This is a genomic window from Lysinibacillus boronitolerans JCM 21713 = 10a = NBRC 103108, from assembly GCF_000772935.1.
GTDB lineage: Bacteria > Bacillota > Bacilli > Bacillales_A > Planococcaceae > Lysinibacillus > Lysinibacillus boronitolerans.
Genome location: NZ_JPVR01000053.1, coordinates 32,148 through 51,239, shown reverse-complemented (window position 1 = coordinate 51,239; position 19,092 = coordinate 32,148). Strand labels below are relative to the sequence as shown.

Below are 19,092 nucleotides of genomic sequence, written 5' to 3'. Positions count from 1 at the left end.
AGTTGGGGGCTTCCCCCTGTGAGAGTAGGACGTCGCTAGGCAAATGAAAGACCAGAGAATTTCTTCTCTGGTCTTTTTTGTTGTACTGAAATTAAGAAAGTAGGCTGTTCCCGGAAAAGGACAGCCTTATACTTAAAACTCAAGAGCATTCCGAAGATCATTTAGATAAGATTGACTCACTGGTAACTCACTTCCATCAATTAAAGTGACAATAAAATTTGATGTTAAATCGCGTGCCATTTTTTTTATGAAATGTATATTTACAATGTAAGATCTATGGATACGAATAAAATATGATGGTAATCGTAATTGAAGTTCTTTAAGTGTAATACTCGTTTTATACTGATCACCCTCTACATAAAACCATGTTTTTTTCTGTAGGCTTTCAATATGAGATATTTTATTAATTGCTACAGGATTCCATTCCTCCTCTTGCTTTCCAGTTAAAAATTGATATGGTTCGGCTCTTTTTGTTGTAAATGATGACGGTAGGACAATGACAAGAGCAGCAGGCTTATTTTGAATGTATATGGGATAACCAATGCCGTAATATGGCGTATCAAATAGGGAATTATCTAAAATAGCATCTGTTTTTTTTTGAGTCTGTAACACTTGGTCCGCAATACTCCCAGGTAATACTTGTTGCCCTATCTCTAAATGAATACTTTGGTGACCAGAGTGAAAATAAACATAAGAATGTTCAACAGCAATCGCAATGGATGAATCAGCAGGTATCCAGTCTTTTAACATAAAAATATATTGTTGTGAAATATCTTTTACGAAAGAATTTAACTCATTGTTCATTGTGAATATCCCCCTTGTTTGTAAACAGTCTTCCAAATTTCATCCTTAAAAAAGGTAGTTTTATCCTTAAAATTTGATCTTTTATCGAAAAATAATGAAAATTCAAATAGTCTGTTATATATTAATTTACAACAAATAAACCTGTTATGGAACAGATAATTAAAAGTTTTTTAACAGAGTATATTGTACACAAAGGGGAAGGTGGAATTTCAATATGTCAACTCGTCAAGAAAGAATCGAAGCTTTAGAAAAACAATGGGCTGAAAACCCACGTTGGGCTGGTATTGAACGCACATATTCAGCTGAAGAGGTTGTTAAATTACAGGGGACAGTAGTAATTGAACAAACACTAGCGCAAAAAGGTGCTACTCGACTTTGGAATTCATTACATGAGGAACCGTTTATCAATGCATTGGGGGCATTAACGGGGAATCAGGCAGTACAACAAGTAAAAGCTGGCTTAAAGGCTATCTATCTATCAGGCTGGCAAGTAGCTGCAGATGCAAACCTGTCTGGTCAAATGTATCCTGACCAATCATTATATCCAGCTAACTCTGTACCAGCAGTAGTAAAACGAATTAATCAAGCACTTCAACGTGCAGATCAAATTGATCATGCTGAAGGACGTGTTGATCAATTTGATTGGTTCGCGCCAATCGTAGCAGACGCAGAAGCAGGTTTTGGTGGGCCTCTAAACGTATTCGAGCTTGTAAAAGGTATGATTGAGGCTGGAGCAGCTGGTGTTCACTTAGAAGATCAATTAGCTTCTGAAAAGAAATGTGGACACCTTGGAGGTAAAGTATTACTTCCAACACAAAATGCTGTTCGTAACTTAGTAGCTGCACGTTTAGCAACAGATGTTATGGGTGTAGATACAATTTTAATTGCACGTACAGATGCTGATGCTGCTGATATGGTTACATCAGATATTGATCCACGTGATGCAGAGTTCATCACTGGTGAACGCACACCCGAAGGCTTCTTCCGTACAAAAGCTGGAATCAAACAAGCAATTGCTCGTGGTTTAGCTTACGCGCCATATGCAGATTTAATTTGGTGTGAAACTTCTAAACCATCACTTGAAGAAGCTAGAGAATTTGCTGAGGCTATTCATGCTGAGTTCCCAGGTAAAATGCTTGCATACAACTGCTCACCTTCATTCAACTGGAAGGCAAATCTTTCAGAAGAAGAAATTGCAGAGTATCAACGTGAACTTGGTAAGTTAGGTTATAAATTCCAATTTGTTACTTTAGCAGGTTTCCATGCACTTAACCACTCTATGTTTGAGCTTGCTCATGACTATAAAGATAATGGTATGGCTGCATATTCTAAGCTACAGCAAGCAGAGTTTGCTTCTGAGTCTAAAGGCTATACAGCTACACGTCACCAACGTGAAGTAGGTACTGGATACTTTGATGAAATCTCTCAAGTTATCTCTGGTGGTACTTCTTCTACAACTGCAATGGCAGGTTCTACTGAAACAGAACAGTTTGTATAAGTCTTAGTTTAAAATACGTGTTTTCCTAAATTCATAATCATAGAATAGTCTCCTCCGCTCCTCCTAAAGCGGAGGATGACGAAACTAAAATGGCAAAGGTGGGTAAACAGCTAATGGAACAAGCAACGACAGGTAAGCTTAAAATTGTTGGAGAACAAAACGAGCAAACTAATGAAATTTTGACACCTGAAGCTCTTGAATTTGTTCTTGCCCTGCACGAAAAATTTGATGCTCGCCGCAAGGAGCTGTTGGAGGCTCGACAAGAACGCCAAAAACGACTTGATGCGGGAGAGAAGCTGGATTTCCTGCCAGAGACGAAGCATATTCGTGAAGGTGATTGGGTAATTGCACCACTTCCAAAAGACTTGCAAGATCGCCGTGTTGAAATTACAGGGCCAGTTGATCGGAAGATGGTTATTAATGCGTTAAATTCTGGAGCAAAAATGTTCATGGCATGCTTTGAGGATGCATCTTCCCCAACATGGGAAAATATGATTGGTGGTCAAATTAATATGCGTGATGCTATTAATAAGACGATTGAATTTACACAAGCATCCAATGGCAAAACATATAAATTAAATGATGAGACAGCAGTGCTGTTAGTACGTCCACGAGGTTTACACTTGCTTGAGAAGCATGTACTAGTGGATGGAGAGCCGATTTCAGGCAGTTTCTTTGACTTCGGTTTATATCTATTCCACAATGCCAAAAACGCACTTGCACAAGGTACAGGGCCATACTTCTATCTACCAAAGCTTGAAAGCCATTTAGAGGCTCGACTATGGAATGATGTCTTTGTGTTTGCTCAAGATTATATTGGTATTCCACAGGGGACAATAAAAGCTACTGTATTAATTGAAACAATTTTAGCCGCGTTTGAGATGGATGAAATTTTATATGAGCTACGTGAACATTCAGCTGGTTTGAATTGTGGTCGCTGGGATTATATTTTCAGCTATATTAAACGTCTACGCAATCAAGCTGACGTTATTTTGCCAGACCGTGGGCAAGTAACGATGACAGTACCTTTCATGAAAGCCTATACATCTTTATGTATTCAAACATGTCATAAGCGGAATGCACCAGCAATGGGCGGAATGGCAGCTCAAATTCCAGTTAAAAATGACGATGAGGCGAATGCAGTGGCATTTGCAAAGGTGGCAGAAGATAAACGTCGTGAGGCAACAGAGGGGCACGACGGTACATGGGTAGCACATCCTGGTATGGTTGCAACAGCGATGGAGCAATTTGATGCAATTATGACAACGCCTAACCAAATTCATAAAAAGCGTGAGGATGTACAAGTATCTGCCGAAGATTTAGTAGCTGTACCAGAAGGAACAATTACAATTGAAGGTCTACGTATTAACTGTAGTGTTGGTGTACAATATATTGCTTCATGGCTTCGAGGTAACGGGGCTGCACCAATTAATAACTTGATGGAGGATGCTGCAACAGCAGAAATCTCTCGTACACAAGTATGGCAATGGATCCGTCATCCGAAAGGAATCTTAGATGATGGACGTGGTATTACATTAGCATTTGTTTTAGAAATATTGGAAGAAGAACTTGTGAAGATTAAAGAGGCTGTTGGGGAACAAGCTTATAACAGTGGTCGCTATGAAGAAGCTGCTGAACTGTTTAAATCCTTAATTGAACAAGATGAATTTGCAGAATTCTTGACACTTCCAGGGTATGAAAAATTAGCGTAAAATACAAATCTACTATCCAACATATCAAACTTTCCTAATAACTATCTATGGATTGCACTCGGGTACAGTCCAGCCTATTCCACTAACATAACGTGACGGGGTCTGTTCCCCCGTTTAAAGAGATGAGCACGATTGAATTAAAAGGGGTCTATAAATAAAAGTTAAGAGATTTTAAGGGTTTAAAGATGTCTTACTAGCTTAGATGGGGAGCGGTAAGGCATCTTTTTATTGTACATCCGCGTAACTGTTTTAAAAGTTACGCGGCTTTTCTATTCTAATTTACTATGGCTAGTACAAAGCCATCATACCCTTTCACACCAACTGTTTGTATAGCTGTTGCTTCAATTCTAGGGTCTGCTTTTAGTAAATCCACAAATTCCTGTACGCCTCTAACGCGTTCATCCTCACTATTTTCATCAGTTACCGCACCGTTACGCACAACATTATCAGCGATGATAACAGCCCCAGCCTGTGCTAATTTTAACGCCCACTCTAAGTAAGCAGGGTTATTAGGTTTATCAGCATCAATAAAGATAAAGTCGAATAATAGTCCAGCTTTTTTTAAGTTTGGCAATGTATCTAGGGCATTTCCTACAATTACCTCAATCATTTGTTCATAGCCTGCATTCTCTATATTTTGCTTGGCGATTTTGGCGTAATCTTCATTAATTTCTAAAGTCACTACCTTTCCTGCTTGAGGAAGAGCTTGGGCTAAGCAAATACTGCTATAGCCTCCAAGTGTACCGATCTCTAAAATATTTACCGCACTTTTCATTTTAGCGAGTAAATATAATAGTTTCCCTTGAGTAGGAGATACATCAATTTCTGGAATACCTGCAGCTTTATTAGCCTGTAGTGCACTATTAAGGTGTTCGTTTTCTGGTAGGAGCTTAGTCATGAAATAATCATCTACATTATGCCAAACATTTAATTCTGTCATTGTACAGCCTCATTTCACTATTTTTTTAAAGTGCAAGCTTGCCAATAAAGTGTATGATAGAATGAATCATAATAAAAATATATTATTATTATTTATACATAACTAAAGATTATGAATTGAGGTTAAATCATGAATAGTCATGGCTTAAAATTGTTTTATCAAGTTGCGGCTACAGGCAGTTTTACAAAAGCTGCAGAAAAGCTATGTATCAGTCAACCTGCCGTTTCAAGTCAAATCAAACGTTTTGAGCATGAAATTGGCGTCCAGCTATTTCAACAACAGGGACGTGGTGTAGTACTTACTGAATTCGGTGTGGCACTAGCAGAAAAAGCTCAAAATCTTATTGCTCTTGAACAACATATTGAAACATTTATAGAAGATTATCGACTTGCAAGAGCAGGAAATTTACACATTGTTGCAACCTACTTACCTGCTAATTTTTTAATTCCTAAATGGGCAGCTACTTTCAAGGCTGCAAATGAACAGGCGAATTTAATGATTACAACGACCAATACAAAGGATGCCTTTGAACAGTTAATAAACTATAAAGCGGATATGGCTATTTATGGTGGGGGAATGTCTGAAAGACCTAAGGAAATAGTGTGGGAGGAATTATATGAGGATGAATTATGGTTTGTAGTATCGCCAAATCATCGTTATGCACATCAATCTATTAATTAGTCGAAATGTTTCAGGAGCCTTTTATTATGAGAGAAGTAGGGAGTTCGATGAGGGAGCATCTTTTCTCATTATGTCAAACATACCAAGTGAGACCACCAAAAATCGCACTCCAATTTAATGGCATTCATGAAACCATTCGCTCAGTCATGGCAGGCTATGGTGCAAATTTTATTTCTTCTCTTGCGGTTAGAGAGTATGTAGAGAGTGGGCAATTGGCGAGGGTTTATGTCAAGGATATACATGCCATTAAACATAAAATTGCGATTTGTACGAGGAATAATGAGAAGCAGAATTTACTTGTGCAAAGATTTATTGAAACCATTAAAAATTCTCCCATTTAAAAATTTGTATCTCATGCAAGGTGGAGAGAAATTTGTTATATTAGTTGTATAACAAATATGGAGATGATAAACATGCTTATTCAAATAGAATTTCAATCAGACGTACCTATTTATGAGCAGGTGACACGTCAAATTATTGAAGGAATTGCTAGAGGAGAAATGAAACCAGGTGATACTTTACCGTCTGTGCGAAGTTTAGCTGCTGATCTAGGTGTTAATATGCATACTGTTAATAAGAGCTATCATGAATTAGAGGCAAAAGGGATTATTACCATTCGACCAAAATCTGGAGCTATTATATGTTCTACAGAGGAGAGAGCTTTAACACCTGAGCAACTACGACAAATCGAAAAGAATTTGAAACCTGTTGTGGCAGAAGGAATGGTGCTCGGCGCAACAGCTGAACAAATTGAGCACATGATGAAAAAAGTATTCGCTGATTTGCAAATTCCAGCAGAGGGAGTGTAGCAAAATGCTACTTGGTGTTTTTACAACCATTTACATCATGACATTAGCTTTGCAAATAGTGGTTCCTTATATTGTACGAGAGACAATCGTTTTTGGAGTCACTGTGCCTGAACAAAAGATTAAACATCCCATCCTAGCTCAATTGAAAAAACAGTATGTTCAATTCGTAGGAGGCACAGGGATAGTATTTCTAATCATCATGATTATTAGTTACAATCAATTAGCGCCTTCTGAATCCATGCAAAGTATTGTTTTATTAAGTTGTTTGTTTAGTATGCTTACAGTAAGTATGGTGCTGTATTGGATAAATCATCAAAAGGTATCCACTTTGAAAAAACAAGAGCAGTGGGGCGTAAATATTAAACAAGTACGGGCAATAGATTTAACTGCACGAAGCCGCGATGAAATGCTTCCTTGGTCTTTTTTTGCTGTACCGTTAGGAATATCAGTATTTTTGATCATTTACACAGTACTACATTACGATCAAATGCCAAATGATATAGCAGTACATTGGGGGCCGAGTGGAGAAGCAGATGCCTGGAGAGATAAGACCTATTTTACGGCTATTTCACTGCCATTGATAATGCTAATGATGCAATGTATGATGTGGGGAATTACCGACTCCATTAAACGTTCTGCAATTAAATTAGCTGTAAATCACAAAGAGGAATCGTTGGAGGATCAGCTCAAAACGCGAAAATACATGAGTTGGCAAATATTAATGATAAGTTATGCATTAACAGCTTTATTAACAATTTTGCAATTAAGCAATATCTATCCTTCTATGACAGTAGGCTATAAGCTATTACCTGTATTTATTTTGTTCTTAGTTGTTTTGCTGGGCTCATTACTTATATATGTTTTGAAAAAACATAAACACAAAGTACGCTATGAAGCAAATATAGATTCACAGGTAATGGACGTGGATGAGGATCGCTATTGGAAGGGTGGCTTAATTTATATGAATCGACAAGACCCTTCCATTTTTGTGGAGAAACGCTTTGGGGTAGGATGGACTATGAACCTTGCCAATCCTAGAGGCTATATTGTTATTGGTTTACCTTTTCTCTTATTGCTGTTGATTTCTATATTTTCGTTATAAAATAATAGTAATTTGTGATGAAAAAATTCGTTCTATATGATCGGATTTTTTCTTATTAACTGGAGGTGGGCAGATGAAGATCCTTGTTGTTGATGATGATGTTCATATTTTACAACTAGTAAATATTTATCTTACAAGGGAAGGTTATCAAGTGTTACTTGCTGAAAATGCACAGCAGGCACTAGCCTTACTTGAAGGGAGTCTGCCTGATTTAGCTGTGGTCGATGTAATGATGCCAGGAATGGATGGTTTTACACTAACAGAGTCTTTAACCCAAGATTATGATATTCCTGTTTTATTATTAACAGCAAAGGGGGAGCTAGAGGATAAAGAACGTGGCTTTTTAGCAGGATCTGACGATTATGTTGTAAAGCCCTTTGAACCAAAGGAGTTATTATTTCGTATAGCCGCGATTTTGAGGAGATTGGATAAAAAAAATCAAGTAACCATTCAAGTAGGCAAACTAGTAATTGATCGTCGAAGCTTTGAGGTTGTAATAGAGGGAAATACACTTATATTACCTTTAAAGGAATTTGAATTACTGGCTTTGTTAGCATCACGACCCCATCAAGTGTTTACTCGTAGCTATATTATGGAACAAGTATGGGGCTATGACTATGATGGAGATGAGCAAACGTTAAATACGCATGTGAAGCGGATTCGTGAAAGATTAAATCGATATGACACGGCTGTTGAAATTACAACAGTAAGAGGTGTTGGCTATAAGCTAGAGGAAACAACATGAAAACGTTATATAGTAAATTTGTTGTAACAACAATGCTGGTAATGATTGGAAGCTTATGTTTGGGCTTTTTAGTAACAAATACCTATTACCATCAAGTTGTAAAAGAAAAAAATGATACGAAAAACGTTAGCATAGCACAGGATATTGTGCATTATATTGAGACAGACAAACCAGAAGATTTAAATAGCTATTTGACAACATTGGGCGAGATTGGCTATCAAATTTATGTAACAACTGGTGAGGAGGGGCATTTTTTTGGCGGTCCATATCGTGATAAAACATTGTCAGCATCTGTTGTTGAGCATGTTTTAAACGGAGAAACCTATCATGGTATGCGAGATTTCCCTAAAGAAACCTTTGTAACAGGCTTTTTTGCTAATGAACTAAATAATACAATTGGTGTGCCATTTACCTATGAAAACAAGCCCTATGCTTTATTCATAAGACCTGATATTCGTTTATTGTTTTCTGAGGTGCATACAATACTTGCAGGATTAATGTTGGTTATGACGGTACTGAGCCTACTTGCCATGCTATTATTTGCTAAAGCATTAATTCGCCCCATTACAAAGCTAACAGCAGCCACTCAACAGCTAGCACATGAAAAATTTGATACAGTTCTAGATATTGATCGTGCAGATGAAATTGGTCAATTAGCGGCAAGCTTTAATAGGATGACTGAGAGACTACAGGAAAATGATCGTACAAGGAAGGAATTTATCAGTAATGTATCACATGACTTCCAATCACCTTTATTAAATATTCAAGGGTATGTTGATTTACTGAAAAATCCTTCCCTTACTGAGCAGGAAAGACAGGAATATGCAGCAATCATTGAGCTAGAAACAAAACGCCTATCTACATTGACCAAGCAATTATTATTATTAACATCGCTTGATCAATCGACAAGAATCGTAAAACGTGAGTCTTATCGGTTAGATGAACAGCTAAAGGAAACCGTACGAAAGTATCGTTGGCAAATGGAAGAGTCACAGCTTCAAGTATCATATAAGCTAGAGCAAATTATTTTTGATGGCGATGCAGGGCTTTTACAAAATGTATGGGATAATTTACTGACAAATGCCATTAAATATAATGTAGAGGGTGGGCAAATACGTCTACATGTACAAAGAAAATCTGCCTCACTTGAAATTCTTGTTGAGGACAGTGGAATAGGAATGACTGAGGATCAATTAGCAAAAGTATATGACCGTTTTTATCGCGCCGATGCGTCTAGAACCAAGCAAGGGACGGGGCTAGGCTTAGCGATTGTCAAACAAATTGTTGAGCTACATGGAGGGACCATACAGATGGAAAGTAAAGTGCATGCAGGCACAAAGGTTTATATCCATCTACCAATTTTGTCATAAGGAGTTCATGTAAAGTTCATGTTCACGCGATAAACTGCTACTTAGTTGAAACAAACATAGGGGGAGTTATCGTATGGAACAAAAGTGGAGCATACGCCTTATTCGATTAGCGGCAATTTTTGCCTTAATTGGCACATATTTAGGCTCACATATGTCGGGATCAGGTAGTTATGAATATAGACCGATACATGCACATATTTTACTTGTTGGCTGGCTTAGTATGTTTGCCTGGGGTATTTTTTATCGAGCCTTCAAAGTGAAATCACAAAAATTAGTAACCATTCATGGTTGGACAGCTATTGTGGGTGTTCTGGGCTTAACATTAGGCATGTGGTTTTACAATATAAATCCATTTAATTTCGGTAGTACTTTTACATTAGTCTTCTTTATTGTAGGAGGAACTACGCTATTGATTAGCTTTGCTTTATTTATTGTTGTAACATTCATGATTCAACAACAAAAGGATAATTTCAGTCATTAATAAAACCTACCGTATCTTATGGGATGCGGTAGGTTTTAATATATTTATTTAATTTCTTCAAGTGATTTTTTCAGCCATCTTGTTGCCTCTTGATAGTCTTGTGCAACACCATGCCCTTTTTTGTAGAGCATACCAAGCTGGAATTGAGCTTTTTGATGCCCTTGATTAGCAGATAGTCGATAAAGCTGGGCAGCCTTTGCAAAGTCCTTTGGTACGCCCTGTCCATGAATATGCATTTGGGCTAATTGGTATTGTGCCTTCATATGTCCTTGTGACGCAGCCTTTTCAATCCATTTAGCTGCCTCTGTGTAATCCTGTTCTACACCTTTACCTTTATCAAATAAATTGCCAAGTTGATACTGCGCGCCTGCATGCCCTTGAATGGCTGCTAGGCGATAACATCTACGTGCCTCCTCAAGATTCAAGGTAACTCCTAATCCCTGTTCATATAGTAGGCCTAATTGATATTCAGCTTGAATATGTGACTGATCTGTTGCCGCACGCCACCATTTAGCGGCCTCACTATAATTTATAGGAATGCCTGTGCCTGACGTCAGTAATAGACCAAGCTCATACTGTGCATCTGCATAGCCTTTTTCAGCCGCAACCATAAAATAGGACATTGCTTTGGCTGGTTCTCGCAGGTGATATACATAAAGACGTCCTAGCTCGAAGCCAGCGCTGATATGACCATTGTCAGCGGCCAGCAGTAGCCACTTCTCTGCTGACACAAGATCCTGTTCTTTTTCATACAGTAGACCAAGACAGTACTGAGAATTTAAATGTCCTTTATGTGCTGCTAGCTTGAACCATTTTAAAGCTTCTAGATGATCTTTCATCATTCCATGCCCAGTGTTGTAGAGCATTGCCAGCTGAAACTCTGCGTTCACATGGTCCTGTAAAGCAGCCATATGAAACCATTTTGCCGCTTCTTCTAGGTTTTGAGGAATGCCACGCCCTTTAAGATGCATATAGCCGAGATTATATTGAGCACTTGCATCCCCTGCTAAGGCGGCCATTTCAAAATAAGCGATGGCCTTTTCATAGCTTTGCTCTACACCTGAGCCATGATGATAAAGGAAACCTAGATTGTTTTGTGCACTTGTATTACCTTGATTGGCTGCTAACGTGTACCACTTGGCAGCTTCGTTAAAATTTTGAGATAGACCTAAGCCTTGATTATAGAGCACACCTAAATTGTATTGGGCGTCTGCATTCTCTAAATCAGCTGCTATTTGGTAATGACGTGCGGCTTCCAAATAATCCTGTAAAACACCGTGGCCTAGATGATAAAGTACGCCGAGGCTATAGTGAGCATTTGCGTCATTTTGTGCGGCAGCTCGTTCATACCACATTTTTGCAAGACAATAGTCTCTTTCTACTCCCCGCCCATGATTGTAAAGAGCACCTAAATTATATTGAGCACTTGCATCCCCATTTTGGGCAGCTACTTCAAACCATTTGGCAGCATGTTCGTAAGCCTCTGGAGATGGATGATGCTGAAGTATGTTTTTATCAAATATTGAAGGAAGCTCTGAGATATGAGAAGAAGGGCGAGCAGATCTGAAACTACGATCATAGCGCTTCATAAACCATTCAACAATATCGTGCAGATAGTCCAAAACAATTTTAGCTGCTTTGGCTTCTACAATGTCATTACTAGCATGGCTAGTCATCTTATGAATTAAATTCATTAATAAATAAATCCGACGTGGGTGAATTTGCGCTACAAAACTTCGATTATTTAATAGCATTCGAACATTTTTGATTTTAGGTTCGGTATGCATTTCTAATCGATAAATCTCATATAAAATTTCCTCTAATACAAGAAGTGACTTTTGTAAGGATTCTGCTGGGGTTGAAATGGCGAGCAAACTAGCATCCTGTAAATTTTTAGCTAATATTGTGAAGGACAGCTGTCTTAATTTTTGACATTGTTCTTCAAGATTTTCGTAATGCATGACGATAGTACTCACCTCTTTCATTAATTACCTCCGCGTCATTGCAAGCATTGGCACAAATATACATTGCGTCCTAAATCCATTTGAACTTTTTTACAAAGCGCCGCTTTATCTCTTTGTTCATATATCGGAGAAAAATCGATATTATTGATATGTTTTAATGGGATTCATCAGTTGAATTGTTGCTGTTACATGATACTATTTGATATAAGGGAGATTCGTAGCTACGGAGGACCTGTCAGCCTTTAGTTGGGGGATCGAAATGAAAAATATTGCAGCTATTATACCAGCATATAATCCACAACAATCACTCATTACTTATGTACATCAATTATTAGCAACGACTATTACACAAATCATCATTGTCAATGATGGGAGTGATCAAAAATATAAGGATATTTTTGAAAACTTAAATAAAATTGAACGCTGCCAAGTACTGCAGCATGATTGCAATATAGGGAAGGGTGGCGCACTTAAGACCGCCTTTGCATATATAAGAGAACAACAAGCCAGGTGTCATGGTATCCTTACAGTTGGGGCACATGGGCAACATACTTTACAAGATGTTAAGCTTGTTTTAACAATGACAAAGGTGTTTTCTGAAGGGATTGTGCTAGGTGTACGTAACTTTCATTCAGCTGATAGTACATTTCTTTCTTACTGGGGAAATCGTGCAACAAGCTTATTTTTTGAGTTACTGTATCACAAGAAATTAATGGATACACAAACAGGTTTGCGCTATATTTCGATTAATGAGTTGCCTTGGCTAATAAAAGTAAAAGGTGAACGTTATGATTATGATACAAATATGTTAATTGCTGCACTTAAAAGAAAGTGTCCAATTTTCGAGGTAGAAATTGGACAATTACGTATAAAGAAGAATTCAATAATCCAATACGATGAAATAACAAACGCTGGTACCATTATTACGAGAATGCTCATGAATTATTTAAAGCCAAGGAATAGTAATGGCTAGGTTTAAATTTAAAATAACGAGCTAGGATAAAGAATAACGATCACTCATTAGAGCGTAGCGAGTATAAGAAAAGGAGCAATGGTTATGGAATATTCAGATCAAGTAAAAAATCGTGTGAAACGGATGGAAGGACAGCTACGTGGCATTTTGAAAATGATGGAGGAGGAAAAAGACTGTAAGGCAGTCATTACACAATTATCAGCAGTACGCTCTGCTGTAGACCGTACAGTTGGGGTTATTGTTAGTACAAACCTATTGGAATGTGTTCAGAATGCTGAAGGGGATGGCGAAAAAATGAATGAAGCCATTCAGGAAGCAGTTAATTTAGTTGTGAAAAGTAGATAAAAGCTATGAATTCGTAACAAAAATACAAAGTAGAGTAATTAAAGACTTTCGGAAATCAACAAACAAATATTAACAAGCGCAAATGGACCCTTAAATGAGTTCTTTGTGCTTTTTTTGTATATAATGTAAAGAAGACGGTTGGAGGTGAGGAGTTTGTGGAAGAAATTAGCTATAATTGCCATTATTATTATTTTTATTGATCCCATTTATACGGCTGGTAAGGCTGCTGTTCAGCAGGTGATCGATTGGACAAATAATGATGAAATAGAAACTATGCTACTTTCAACAAAGGAGAAAATCGTAGATGTTACGGCAAGACTTTCAGATAATGCCTCAATTGAAACAGCCCTGCCTATTGAAGATATACATGAAGCGGAGGTAGCCCCTGCAGCTCCACCCATTCAGAAACCTGAAACAAAGTTAGTCGTGACAAATGCCAAGGAAATGGCTGATGCGATGTATGCGTATTATAATAGCTTTTCACCAAAGTTTGAAATTCAATATAAAGGGAATACACAGCGAATTGAACAAATTGTAGAAGAGGCCTATAACAATGCTATCAAACGAGATGACTATGTTTACGGCCATGTAAGTAAGCATTCAATTCGATATGAATATGGGCGAAATAAAGCAACTATTTATGGAGAACAGAGCTATTTAATGACGCCAGAGCAGGCTGCATATGTAGAGATGAATGTTCAAGAAATTATCGCTAAGATCAGTAAAAAATCTATGACGGATGTAGAAAAGGTACGAGCTGTCAATGACTATATTGTTGCCAATACTTCCTATACAGATCAAACGAATTCTAGCCCACACAGCGCCTATACTGTTCTTGCCGAGCATGGAGGAGTATGCCAGGGCTATGCTTTACTTGCTCACTCCATGCTTCAAAAATTGGGTATTGAAACAAAATATATCGTGGGCTATGTAGGTCAAGAGGGACATGCGTGGAATCTCGTCAAACTTGATGGACAGTGGTATCATCTTGATACGACATGGAATGATCCGGTACCCGATCGTAAGGGCGCAATACGCTACCAATACTTTTTAGTAGATGATCGTACAATGGCGAAGGATCACACGTGGATTGCTGAAGACTATCCTAAGGCAACAAGCACAATGTATAGTTATTATCATGATATTGACTTCCCAGCACAAGTTGGTGATCAATTGTTTTATAGTAATATTGCAGATGACAATAAGTTATATGTACTAGATATGAAAACTGGTAAGACGAAGCGTGTCACAAATTCCCGTGCACAATATATCGTGTATTCGGATGGCTGGCTCTACTTTAGTAATTATTCCCGAGGGGCGTATTTAACAAAGATTCGTCCAGATGGTAGTGGCGAAGAGGTACTAAATAGGGAGGATACGAAGGATTTATTTATAAAGGATGGCTATCTCTATTTTACGACAAATGAATTGAAGAGAATGGCACTTTAAAACAAGAAAAGGGCTATGACTTATAAACAGTCATATGCCCTTTTTGTACGTTCAATTAGATAAGTAATAGGTTGATGCTGACAAAGTGAAATGTCCACTTGAGGATACATGAAGGTAATTTGCTCTGTAAAAATCTTTAAAATGAGTGGATTATGCTTGATGGCACCACCATTACAATAAAAAGTAAATGGTTCATTCTGATAGTCAATTTTTTTCAATACAGCGCTCGCTAGAAGGACTAGTTCATGTGCAGCTTGTTGAGATATTTCGATGGCGCAAGCATCTTCTTGCTCGACTGCCTTTGCCACAAAGGAGCCCATCTTGGCCAGTTGTGCATTTGTATAGGAAGGGTGGAATAGCCATTCGGCGAGCTCTGTAACATCCTGTATACCTAAAGATTGATAGACAGCTTCCTTTAAGATTGTTGGTTTACCACGACCATCCTCCATTTTAAATATAGCTCTTACTACCTCCTGCCCTAACCAATATCCACTTCCCTCATCGCCAGCCCGATGTCCCCAGCCCCCTGCACGTACAATTTGTTGTCCATCATAGGCATAGGCAATAGCTCCTGTTCCAGCAATGAGCAGAGCACCTGCCTGTCCAGCAGTCACACCTAGGAGTGTGGCCTCTGCATCATTTTCAATAATCAATGTATCGACTTGTAGCTGTGTGGTCTGAAGAGCGTTTTGAACAATGGCCACTACTGCTGTATGATCCTTCGGCGAATCAATTCCAGCTAATGCAAAGGTAGCTACAGCAATTTGAGAATTAGGATACTTTTGCAAAAATGTTTCAACATTTGCTAAAAGCTCTTGTAATATTGCTGTAGCTGATTCAACACCAATGGCTTGATAATTAGAGCCTTTAGCGGATGTAGAATATTCAACGTCACCAGATTCAGCATGAACGACTGCACATGCTGTTTTTGTCGCCCCACCATCAATAATTAATAACCATTGCTTCATTGATTCCATTCCTCTAGAAAGGCGGCTAGTTCTTTTTCTGCTTCCATAATGGAACTTTCTTTTAAGCGAATCCACTCATAAAAATCATGTGCATTCAGTTTGGAGCGTTCAAGAGCAGCTTTCATAGTGGCTGGAGCGGGACCACCTAGTAATGTTCGCACACCAACAAAAGATTCTGGTTTTAATGTCTTATAGAAATCCTCTTCCGAAATAGTTAATTCCTTACCCGTGATCAATTTCGATTGTGTATTTGCAAGTCCCCATGTAAGACTAGCTAATGATTCTTCTCCGTGAGCAAGCAGAACTTTAATACATTTACTAACAATACTATGTGCTTGACGGAATGAAATACCCTCTGAACGGACTAATGTATCAGCGAGCTCAGTGACATTTGCAAAGCTATTTTCAGCGCGATTTTTCAACTTCTTCTTATTGACATCCATTGTGACAACAAGCGAACCAAACAACTTATAAATGCCAATTAAGCGGTCAATGGCACGCCATAAATAAGGCTGCATATCATCCTCGGTGTCTACGATATCTCCAAACGGTGTATTATGTACCATCTGTAATACTGTACTTGCATCTCCTACAACCGCAGATAGTAATGAGCGTGTATGTTCTATAGAAACAGGATTACGCTTTTGAGGCATAATAGAGCTTATTTGCACATATGGACTTGCGAGTGTAAACGCATTAAACTCCTGAGTAGCCCATAATAAAAAGTCTTGAGAAGTTCGGCCAAGATTGAGTGCAGCAAGCTGTACAATACTTGCAGCCTCAGCTATATAATCTGCGCCTGCAACTGCATCCCATGCATTTTCGATAATATCATCAAAGGCTAGTAGCTCACGCATACGCTCTCTACTAATATTAAAGCCTGTCGTTGTTAAGGCAGCGGCTCCCATACTGCTACGATTGACTGTTTTATAGACATGTTGCATGCGTTCAAAATCACGCTCTAGTTGGTCGATGACAGCCTTTAAATAATGGGCGAAGGTTGTAGGTTGTGCCTGCTGTGTATGTGTGTAACCAATCATAATGGTATCGATATGTTCCTCTGCAGCAGCGATTAAATCATCGCGTAATGTAAGTAATTCTCGCATTAATAATAATAGTTTTTTTCTTAATGTCATTCGATAAATGGCGATACCCATATCATTTCGGCTTCTGCCAATGTGAAGATTTCCAGCAATATCACCAGCAAGCTCTATTAATTTATTTTCAATGCGGAAAAATAAATCCTCATATTGGGGACTGTAATCCTCTAAACGATAATAATTTAAGTCTATTTTTTTTAGAGCGATCCCAATTTGCTTTGCTTCATCTTTTTTTACAAGTCCTTGTTCTTCTAACATTTTCAAATGAGCAATATTGATTTGTAGCATGATTGTTAAAAAATTTTTCTTCGCCTCATCATAAGCTGGCTGTAAAACGATTTTTCGATAGATGTTAGATGGGAATATCATCCCATCTTCCTGCTGTGTTTTGTTGCGAAAATCTTCAAACATTGTCATGGCCCCCTAATAGATTGGCAGCTAGATGGCTGTACCAGCACTGCCTTTTGATAGTTTTTCAGAAATAATAAGGACAACTAAAATTAAACAAATTTGTAAGACACCATAAGCACAGGCGGTCCCAAATTTAAATGCATATAATTTTTGGAATATCGCTACAGACAATGGAATAGTGGATGTACTGTAAATTAGAATGGATGCAACAAATTCACCAAAGCTTTGCACGAGGGCTAAGAGTGTCCCTGCTAAAATCCCGGTGAATGTTAAAGGCACGACAATACGTCTAAATGTATACCACCAATTGGCCCCTAAGCCACGTGATGCCTCTTCAATCGATTGATCTAGCTGTACAAGAGAGGCGGATGTTGATCGAAAAACAAGTGGTAAATGTCGAATAAAGTAGGCTAATGGCAAAATCCAAAATGTCCCGATCAATACTTGATTAAAACTAAAGATACTTTCTGTACTAAAGGCAGCAATTAAATTAACAGCAACAACTGTTCCTGGCAAAGCCCATGGTACCATTATCAAAATGTCGAGCAAGGTTTTCCCTTTAAAATTTAAGCGCACCATAGCATAAGCAGCCGCGACACCGAAGATGATATTACCCAGTGTTGCAATGACACCCATTTGAATGGAGTTCCAAATTGGTCGCCATGTGCGTTCATCCGTAAAAAGGGCAATATAATGATCGATTGTATAGTCGGTCGGGAGAATTTGCGTTTTCCAAGCGCCATCCACAGAAAAGGAGATCAATATCAACACTAAAATAGGCAGTATCAATATTAATGTGCCAGCAAAAGAGGCAATTGTTGCTAGAATCTTTACTTTTTTTGAGGATACCTCTGAACGATGAACGCTAATGCCCTTACTCAGGTTTTGATAATTTCGGCGATTTTGATACCAACGCATAATGATTAAAAAAGTGATAGATACAAAGGATAATATCATCGACTGTGTTGCAGCCATCTCAAGATTCCCATTTGTCCGTGATAAATAAATTTGCATCGTCATAGTGCGCTCCACACCAAACATCAAAGGTGCAGTATAAGAAGCCATAGAAATCATAAACACCAATAAGGATGAGGCAACAATAGAAGGTGTGAGCATTGGTAAAATAACCTTTGTCCATACGCGAATACGCCCCGCCCCCAGACTAGTAGCTGCCTCTTCAAGAGCAGGATCAAGGCCCTTAATTGCAGCAGAGGCTGTTAAATAGAAGTACGTATACATTGTGAATGTATGAACGACGATGACTCCCCATATTCCCTTCAAGGCAAAAGGCACGTGATCCAACCCAAATAGATGCTGAAAAATTCGTGGGAAAATCCCGCTATCTCCATATAAAAATGAAAAGGACAGTACCCCCACTAAAGGAGGAAGAGCCATTGGAACCAAAACTAAAACAGACAATATGCGTCTCCCAGGGAAATTATAGCGTTCTAGTAAAAAGGCCATTGTTACCCCGACAAGTGCACAGCAAATAACACTGACAAATGAAATATAAATACTGGTCCACAAAGCTTCTAAATTTGCTGGACTAGCGATATCAAAAAATTTCTTATAATGAAAGAATGCTTCATCACCTGCAAAGCTTTGGATGAAGGTTTGATAGAAGGGATAAACCACATAGGCGAACAACACTAAAAATAATGGCGAAATTAAAACATAGACAAACCAATTGGCATGAAATATTCGCGTCCACGCACTTACAGACTGTTTCTCCATATTGGC

Annotated in this window: 16 protein-coding genes and 1 pseudogene; 11 read left to right on the top strand and 6 right to left on the bottom strand. The window is 38.3% G+C overall.

Annotated elements, in window-relative coordinates:
- Positions 1-132: 132 nt before the first annotated feature.
- Positions 133-804 carry a LytTR family DNA-binding domain-containing protein gene (locus tag CD31_RS01870; protein ID WP_036075349.1) on the bottom strand — a complete coding sequence of 224 codons (672 nt, stop codon included), beginning with the start codon at positions 802-804 and terminating at the stop codon, positions 133-135.
- 214 nt (positions 805-1,018) lie between these two features.
- Here CD31_RS01870 and aceA point away from each other — a divergent pair, with 214 nt between their 5' ends.
- Together aceA and aceB are read left to right on the top strand one after the other, a co-directional pair.
- Entirely contained in the window at positions 1,019-2,302 is a 1,284-nt protein-coding gene (gene aceA / locus CD31_RS01865; protein ID WP_004233046.1) for an isocitrate lyase, read from the top strand.
- Positions 2,303-2,415: 113 nt separating this feature from the next.
- Entirely contained in the window at positions 2,416-4,014 is a 1,599-nt protein-coding gene (aceB, locus tag CD31_RS01860; protein WP_036075357.1) for a malate synthase A, read from the top strand.
- A gap of 274 nt (positions 4,015-4,288) precedes the next feature.
- On the opposite strand, the gene CD31_RS01855 is transcribed toward aceB, so the two are convergent.
- Complete coding sequence (locus CD31_RS01855) at positions 4,289-4,954, bottom strand: O-methyltransferase (RefSeq protein WP_036075347.1); 666 nt, start codon at positions 4,952-4,954, stop codon at positions 4,289-4,291.
- Positions 4,955-5,083: 129 nt separating this feature from the next.
- Here CD31_RS01855 and CD31_RS01850 point away from each other — a divergent pair.
- From CD31_RS01850 to CD31_RS01825, 6 genes and pseudogenes are all read left to right on the top strand, one after another.
- Positions 5,084-5,976: pseudogene (locus CD31_RS01850) on the top strand (LysR family transcriptional regulator).
- A gap of 72 nt (positions 5,977-6,048) precedes the next feature.
- Positions 6,049-6,444, top strand: a complete 396-nt coding sequence (locus CD31_RS01845; protein WP_036075346.1) for a GntR family transcriptional regulator — start codon at positions 6,049-6,051, stop codon at positions 6,442-6,444.
- Positions 6,445-6,448: 4 nt separating this feature from the next.
- The gene (locus CD31_RS01840; RefSeq protein ID WP_036075345.1) at positions 6,449-7,546 is read left to right on the top strand and encodes a DUF1648 domain-containing protein; all 1,098 of its coding nucleotides are present in this window, start codon (positions 6,449-6,451) and stop codon (positions 7,544-7,546) included.
- Positions 7,547-7,619: 73 nt separating this feature from the next.
- Positions 7,620-8,291: a response regulator transcription factor gene (locus CD31_RS01835; RefSeq protein ID WP_036075344.1), complete on the top strand. Its 672-nt coding sequence runs from the start codon at positions 7,620-7,622 to the stop codon at positions 8,289-8,291.
- On the top strand, positions 8,288-9,661 hold the full coding sequence (locus tag CD31_RS01830; RefSeq protein ID WP_036075343.1) for a HAMP domain-containing sensor histidine kinase: 1,374 nt from the start codon (positions 8,288-8,290) through the stop codon (positions 9,659-9,661). Before CD31_RS01835 ends, CD31_RS01830 begins: the two co-directional genes overlap by 4 nt.
- Before the next feature lie 73 nt (positions 9,662-9,734).
- A complete protein-coding gene (locus CD31_RS01825) occupies positions 9,735-10,142 on the top strand; it encodes a hypothetical protein (protein ID WP_036075342.1) in 408 nt (135 codons plus the stop codon).
- A 44-nt stretch (positions 10,143-10,186) separates the two neighbouring features.
- On the opposite strand, the gene CD31_RS01820 is transcribed toward CD31_RS01825, so the two are convergent.
- A complete protein-coding gene (locus tag CD31_RS01820; protein WP_244905108.1) occupies positions 10,187-12,127 on the bottom strand; it encodes an SEL1-like repeat protein in 1,941 nt (646 codons plus the stop codon).
- A 238-nt stretch (positions 12,128-12,365) separates the two neighbouring features.
- On the opposite strand from CD31_RS01820, the gene CD31_RS01815 reads away from it, so the two are divergent.
- From CD31_RS01815 to CD31_RS01805, 3 genes are all read left to right on the top strand, one after another.
- Positions 12,366-13,079 carry a glycosyltransferase family 2 protein gene (locus CD31_RS01815; protein WP_016992413.1) on the top strand — a complete coding sequence of 238 codons (714 nt, stop codon included), beginning with the start codon at positions 12,366-12,368 and terminating at the stop codon, positions 13,077-13,079.
- An 84-nt stretch (positions 13,080-13,163) separates the two neighbouring features.
- Entirely contained in the window at positions 13,164-13,424 is a 261-nt protein-coding gene (locus CD31_RS01810) for a metal-sensitive transcriptional regulator (RefSeq protein WP_004233098.1), read from the top strand.
- Positions 13,425-13,577: 153 nt separating this feature from the next.
- Complete coding sequence (locus CD31_RS01805) at positions 13,578-14,873, top strand: transglutaminase domain-containing protein (protein WP_036075340.1); 1,296 nt, start codon at positions 13,578-13,580, stop codon at positions 14,871-14,873.
- 20 nt (positions 14,874-14,893) lie between these two features.
- Here CD31_RS01805 and CD31_RS01800 read toward each other — a convergent pair whose 3' ends face one another.
- The 3 genes from CD31_RS01800 to CD31_RS01790 are packed head-to-tail and all read right to left on the bottom strand — an operon-like array spanning position 14,894 to position 19,086.
- A complete protein-coding gene (locus CD31_RS01800) occupies positions 14,894-15,841 on the bottom strand; it encodes an N-acetylglucosamine kinase (protein WP_036075338.1) in 948 nt (315 codons plus the stop codon).
- A complete protein-coding gene (gene argH, locus CD31_RS01795) occupies positions 15,838-17,352 on the bottom strand; it encodes an argininosuccinate lyase (protein ID WP_036075335.1) in 1,515 nt (504 codons plus the stop codon). Before argH ends, CD31_RS01800 begins: the two co-directional genes overlap by 4 nt.
- 27 nt (positions 17,353-17,379) lie before the next feature.
- A complete protein-coding gene (locus tag CD31_RS01790; protein ID WP_036075333.1) occupies positions 17,380-19,086 on the bottom strand; it encodes an ABC transporter permease in 1,707 nt (568 codons plus the stop codon).
- Between the last annotated feature and the right edge of the window lie 6 nt (positions 19,087-19,092).